The organism is Bacillus sp. es.036 (assembly GCF_002563635.1).
Taxonomy (GTDB): Bacteria; Bacillota; Bacilli; order Bacillales; family Guptibacillaceae; genus Guptibacillus.
In genome coordinates, this window is the sequence record NZ_PDIZ01000003.1 from 629,210 (window position 1) to 635,284 (window position 6,075).

1 protein-coding gene, 2 rRNA genes and 2 pseudogenes are annotated in these 6,075 nt (G+C 45.9%); all 5 read left to right on the plus strand.

What is annotated here, in order from left to right:
• Positions 1-70: 70 nt before the first annotated feature.
• The 5 genes and pseudogenes from ATG70_RS22065 (at position 71) to ATG70_RS22085 (ending at position 6,039) form a co-directional block, all read left to right on the plus strand.
• Positions 71-3,000, plus strand: a 23S ribosomal RNA gene (locus tag ATG70_RS22065).
• A gap of 91 nt (positions 3,001-3,091) precedes the next feature.
• A 5S ribosomal RNA gene (gene rrf, locus ATG70_RS22070) occupies positions 3,092-3,208 on the plus strand.
• Positions 3,209-4,174: 966 nt separating this feature from the next.
• Positions 4,175-4,592: pseudogene (locus ATG70_RS22075) on the plus strand (CtsR family transcriptional regulator).
• Positions 4,593-4,629: 37 nt separating this feature from the next.
• A pseudogene (locus tag ATG70_RS22080) lies at positions 4,630-5,167 on the plus strand (UvrB/UvrC motif-containing protein).
• Entirely contained in the window at positions 5,167-6,039 is an 873-nt protein-coding gene (locus ATG70_RS22085) for a protein arginine kinase (RefSeq protein WP_373560801.1), read from the plus strand. The pseudogene ATG70_RS22080 and the gene ATG70_RS22085 overlap by 1 nt, the downstream one beginning before the upstream one ends.
• Positions 6,040-6,075 lie beyond the last annotated feature (36 nt).

Below are 6,075 nucleotides of genomic sequence, written 5' to 3' on the forward strand. Positions count from 1 at the left end.
CAATAATTATTTTTATGCAAGAACTTAGTAATAACTGATGCGTTATGGCAGCAATGCCTAACAAATCGAAGGTTAAGCTACTAAGGGCGCACGGTGGATGCCTTGGCACTAGAAGCCTAAGAAGGACGGGACGAACACCGATATGCTTCGGGGAGCTGTAAGTACGCTTTGATCCGGAGATTTCCGAATGGGGGAACCCACCATCTTTAATAGGATGGTATCCATTTCTGAATACATAGGGAATGGAAGGCAGACCCGGGGAACTGAAACATCTCATTACCCGGAGGAAGAGAAAGCAAATGCGATTTCCTGAGTAGCGGCGAGCGAAACGGAATCAGCCCAAACCAGAGGGCTTGCCCTCTGGGGTTGTAGGACGTCTCTTTGGAGTTACAAAGGCACGGATAGACGAAGCGACCTGGAAAGGTCCATCAGAGAAGGTAACAATCCTGTAGTCAAAATCCGCTGCCCTCCGAGACGGATCCTGAGTACGGCGGGACACGTGAAACCCCGTCGGAATCTGGGAGGACCATCTCCCAAGGCTAAATACTCTCTAGTGACCGATAGTGAACCAGTACCGTGAGGGAAAGGTGAAAAGCACCCCGGAAGGGGAGTGAAAGAGAACCTGAAACCGTGTGCCTACAACTAGTTGGAGCCCGTTAATGGGTGACAGCGTGCCTTTTGTAGAATGAACCGGCGAGTTACGATCCCGTGCAAGGTTAAGCTGATAAGGCGGAGCCGCAGCGAAAGCGAGTCTGAATAGGGCGAAATAGTACGTGGTCGTAGACCCGAAACCAGGTGATCTACCCATGTCCAGGGTGAAGTTCAGGTAACACTGAATGGAGGCCCGAACCCACGCATGTTGAAAAATGCGGGGATGAGGTGTGGGTAGCGGTGAAATGCCAATCGAACCTGGAGATAGCTGGTTCTCTCCGAAATAGCTTTAGGGCTAGCCTCGCGGCAAGAATCTTGGAGGTAGAGCACTGATTGGACTAGGGGTCCTTACCGGATTACCGAATCCAGTCAAACTCCGAATGCCAACGATTTATCCGCGGGAGTCAGACTGCGAGTGATAAGATCCGTAGTCGAGAGGGAAACAGCCCAGACCACCAGCTAAGGTCCCAAAGTATACGTTAAGTGGAAAAGGATGTGGCGTTGCTTAGACAACCAGGATGTTGGCTTAGAAGCAGCCATCATTTAAAGAGTGCGTAATAGCTCACTGGTCGAGTGACGCTGCGCCGAAAATGTACCGGGGCTAAACGTATCACCGAAGCTGTGGATTGTCTTACGACAATGGTAGGAGAGCGTTCTAAGGGCTGTGAAGTCAGACCGAAAGGACTGGTGGAGCGCTTAGAAGTGAGAATGCCGGTATGAGTAGCGAAAGACAAGTGAGAATCTTGTCCGTCGAAAGCCCAAGGTTTCCTGAGGAAGGCTCGTCCGCTCAGGGTTAGTCGGGACCTAAGCCGAGGCCGAAAGGCGTAGGCGATGGATAACAGGTTGATATTCCTGTACCACCTCCTTTCCGTTTGAACGACGGGGGGACGCAGAAAGATAGGGAGAGCGCGCCGCTGGAAATGCGCGTCCAAGCGATTAGGCTGGTGAATAGGTAAATCCGTTCACCGTGAAGGCTGAGTCGTGATGGCGAGGGAAATTTAGTACCGAAGTCCTTGATTCTACGCTGCCAAGAAAAGCCTCTAGTGAGGAAAGAGGTGCCCGTACCGCAAACCGACACAGGTAGGCGAGGAGAGAATCCTAAGACGATCGGGAGAACTCTCGTTAAGGAACTCGGCAAAATGACCCCGTAACTTCGGGAGAAGGGGTGCTTCCTCGGGTTAATAGCCCAGGGGAGCCGCAGTGAAAAGATCCAAGCGACTGTTTAGCAAAAACACAGGTCTCTGCAAAGCCGTAAGGCGAAGTATAGGGGCTGACACCTGCCCGGTGCTGGAAGGTTAAGAGGAGGGGTTATCCCTTACGGGAGAAGCTCTGAATCGAAGCCCCAGTAAACGGCGGCCGTAACTATAACGGTCCTAAGGTAGCGAAATTCCTTGTCGGGTAAGTTCCGACCCGCACGAAAGGTGCAACGACTTGGATACTGTCTCAACGAGAGACCCGGTGAAATTATAGTACCTGTGAAGATGCAGGTTACCCGCGACAGGACGGAAAGACCCCATGGAGCTTTACTGTAGCCTGATATTGGATTTTGGTACAGCTTGTACAGGATAGGTAGGAGCCATAGAAGTCGGACCGCCAGGTTCGATGGAGGCGTCGGTGGGATACTACCCTGGCTGTACTGACATTCTAACCCAGCACCGTGATCCGGTGCGGAGACAGTGTCAGGTGGGCAGTTTGACTGGGGCGGTCGCCTCCTAAAGTGTAACGGAGGCGCCCAAAGGTTCCCTCAGAATGGTTGGAAATCATTCGCAGAGTGTAAAGGCACAAGGGAGCTTGACTGCGAGACCTACAAGTCGAGCAGGGACGAAAGTCGGGCTTAGTGATCCGGTGGTTCCGCATGGAAGGGCCATCGCTCAACGGATAAAAGCTACCCTGGGGATAACAGGCTTATCTCCCCCAAGAGTCCACATCGACGGGGAGGTTTGGCACCTCGATGTCGGCTCATCGCATCCTGGGGCTGAAGTAGGTCCCAAGGGTTGGGCTGTTCGCCCATTAAAGCGGTACGCGAGCTGGGTTCAGAACGTCGTGAGACAGTTCGGTCCCTATCCGTCGCGGGCGCAGGAAATTTGAGAGGAGCTGTCCTTAGTACGAGAGGACCGGGATGGACACACCGCTGGTGTACCAGTTGTTCCGCCAGGAGCATAGCTGGGTAGCTACGTGTGGAAGGGATAAGTGCTGAAAGCATCTAAGCATGAAGCCCCCCTCGAGATGAGATTTCCCACAGCATTAAGCTGGTAAGATCCCTTAGAGATGATGAGGTAGATAGGTTCGGGGTGGAAGCGTGGCAACACGTGGAGCTGACGAATACTAATCGATCGAGGGCTTAACCTAAAACAAAAGTGATGTGAGTATGTCTCACTAAACTTGATATTATTGGAATACGTTGTGCGTGCTATCTAGTTTTCAGGGAATACCTGAATAGTCTAGTGATGATGGCGAAGAGGTCACACCCGTTCCCATGCCGAACACGGAAGTTAAGCTCTTCAGCGCCGATGGTAGTTGGGGGATCTCCCCCTGCAAGAGTAGGACGTCGCTGGGCAAAGAAGAAAGGCGAGAGACCAAATGGTTTCTCGCTTTTTTTGTATGGTTTTGTATCTTGATTTTTATTTTATCTTTTTTGATTGTTGTCAATCGACTTCTTCGAAAGCTACGTAGGGGTGGGAGAAGCAAGAAATTCGAGGAAGCAAGTGATGTCAGACCGGAGTGGATATTTGAAGATCCATGAGGATCTGGCAGCGCGCAGCTGACGAAGAAGTTCGCCGCTTATCGCGCCCCGTATGAGAACACGGAAGTTAAGCTCTAGCGCCGATGGTAGTTGGGGGGTCTCCCCCTGCAAGAGTAGGACGTCGCTGGGCAACTTAAGAAAAGCGAGAGACCAAACGGTTTCTCGCTTTTTTTGTATGGTTTTATTATGGATGAGTTTTCACTGGCTCAAATCCCTTATTCAATACCTTATCGGGAATAAACTTTACTCCTTCTTCAAATCTCCCACACCTCAATCGATCCTATCAAATTATAAGGAGTAAATGGTGTTTTTGGGCTCTCCTATTAAATCACACTTCTCAGGGGTTCTCAGACGAACAAATTGATATTTATTAATCATAAAACTCCAATTTGACACTCCACTCTTAGGTTTAGTAAACAATGAAATTATTTGCCCGCAACGCATTTTCAAAAGAGAGATTAGCTAGTAGTTGGAAAGGGTACAAACTACAAACGAATAAATGAGGAACTGTTACATTATTAGCACACGTTACACTACCTTTTATATACGTCCTTACTTCTTATAAAAAAGTGAAAAGTAAAGAAATAAAGAGTCTTGAATTTCACATAAATGGAAAAGCTTAAAAAGACATGTGATAGGCTTGTTACTTTGCAATCCACACTAAACACGTTATAATATATTCAACGTCAAATATAGTCAAAGTCAGTATGGGGACGGAGAGGAGGGAACTCAGTGAGGAATGTTTCCGATATTATTGAAGCCTATTTAAAGAAAATTTTAATGGTTTGATGGAAGGGATGCTGTTGAGATAAAACGAAGTGAAATAGCAGATAAATTTCAATGCGTTCCCTCACAAATTAATTACGTCATCAATACTCGCTTTACGATTGAAAAAGGGTATATTGTGGAAAGTAAAAGAGGTGGGAGGGGGTTATATACGGATTGTTAAAGTTAAGCCCGAAACCCACGCTGATTTAATTGATGAAATGCTTTCAGATTGTCAAAAATCAAGTTCCACAAGTCGTTTCAGAAAATATTATCCTTCGTTTACTCGAAGAAGAGGTTTATTTCAGAACGAGAAGCGAAGTTAATGTTAAGCGTACTAGATCGTACAGTGATTACAATAGAGCTACCGTTAAGAGATCACTTGCGTGCGAATATGTTGCGTGCAATGCTTATCGCTTTAAAATATAAATAATATTACTACGATAAGGGTAGATAAGGAGGGTTGCCCTATGACTTGTCAGGAATGTGGTGAGCGCCCTGCTACGCTTCATTTCACCAAAATTATAAATGGTGAAAAAACAGAAACTCACATTTGTGAAAAGTGTGCAAAAGAAAAAGGTGAGGTTGAGCCAGGCACTAACCATTTTTCTATCCATAACTTATTATCGGGATTACTAAATTTTGAAACTCCTATTGGCGAGAGCCAGGCTCAGTCTTTCTACAAACCGGAGCCAAGTCACTGTCCTAAATGTGGCTTAACTTATCAGCAGTTTACGAAGATTGGTCGTTTTGGCTGTTCAGATTGTTATAAAACATTTTCCGATAAACTTGATCCTATACTTAAGAAAGTTCATGGGGGCAATACGATTCATTCTGGGAAAAATTCCTAAACGAGCTGGCGCAGCAATAGAAATGGAGCGCAAAGTTCAAAATTTAAGAAACAAAATGAAAGAGTATATTGAGCATGAGGAATTCGAGAAAGCTGCAGAAACGAGAGATTTGATTCGTTCCCTTGAAGACAAAAGTTTATCGGAAGGGGGAGAATAATGTCGCTTCAGCATTTTATCAGCGAGGCTGTGAGTCCATGGATGAAAAACGAAGGTCCTGACTCAGATATCGTAATGAGTAGCCGCGTAAGGTTTGCACGTAATTTAAAGAATTACGTCTTCCCTATTCTTTTTAATCGTGAGCATAACCTAGAGGTTATTGAAGAAGTAAGAGATCAATTTACTGACATACCAGACGATCAGGTAGGGCAGCTGGAGTTAATCGAAATGGATGATTTAAAGCCTATCGAAAAACGGGTACTTGTAGAAAAGCACCTTATTAGCCCTAATCTTATCGAACACTCCAAAAATGGAGCTGTACTTTTGAGTGAGAACGAAACGGTTAGCATTATGATTAATGAGGAAGATCATTTTCGTATTCAGTGTTTAGTAGCTGGGTTTGAACTTAAAAAAGCTTTGTCGCTAGCCAATTCTCTTGATAATTGGATCGAAGAAAAAGTGGATTATGCTTTCGATGAAAGAAAAGGTTACTTAACTAGTTGCCCGACAAATGTAGGAACTGGAATGCGGGCATCGGTCATGTTACATCTTCCCGCTCTTGTGTTAACACAGCAGTTGAATCATATTATTCCAGCTATTAATCAGCTGGGACTCGTGGTAAGAGGGAGTTATGGTGAGGGAAGCGAAGCCCTGGGTAACATCTTTCAAATATCAAATCAAATTACACTTGGTAAGACTGAAGATGACATTATTGAAGATCTACAAGGTGTAGTTAGGCAAGTTATTGAAAAGGAAAGAGCTGCTAGACGTGCCCTTCTTGATAACTCGAGAATTGAATTGGAAGATCGGATTTATCGAGCACTTGGTGTCCTACAGAATAGTAGGATCATTCAATCAAAAGAGGGCGGCTAAATGTTTATCAGATGTGAGACTTGGGATTGATTTAGG

What these genes read in the sequence shown, in the direction of transcription:
- ATG70_RS22085 (WP_373560801.1), top strand. Translation starts at nt 5,167, where the DNA reads ATGTCGCTTCAGCATTTTATCAGCGAGGCTGTGAGTCCATGGATGAAA.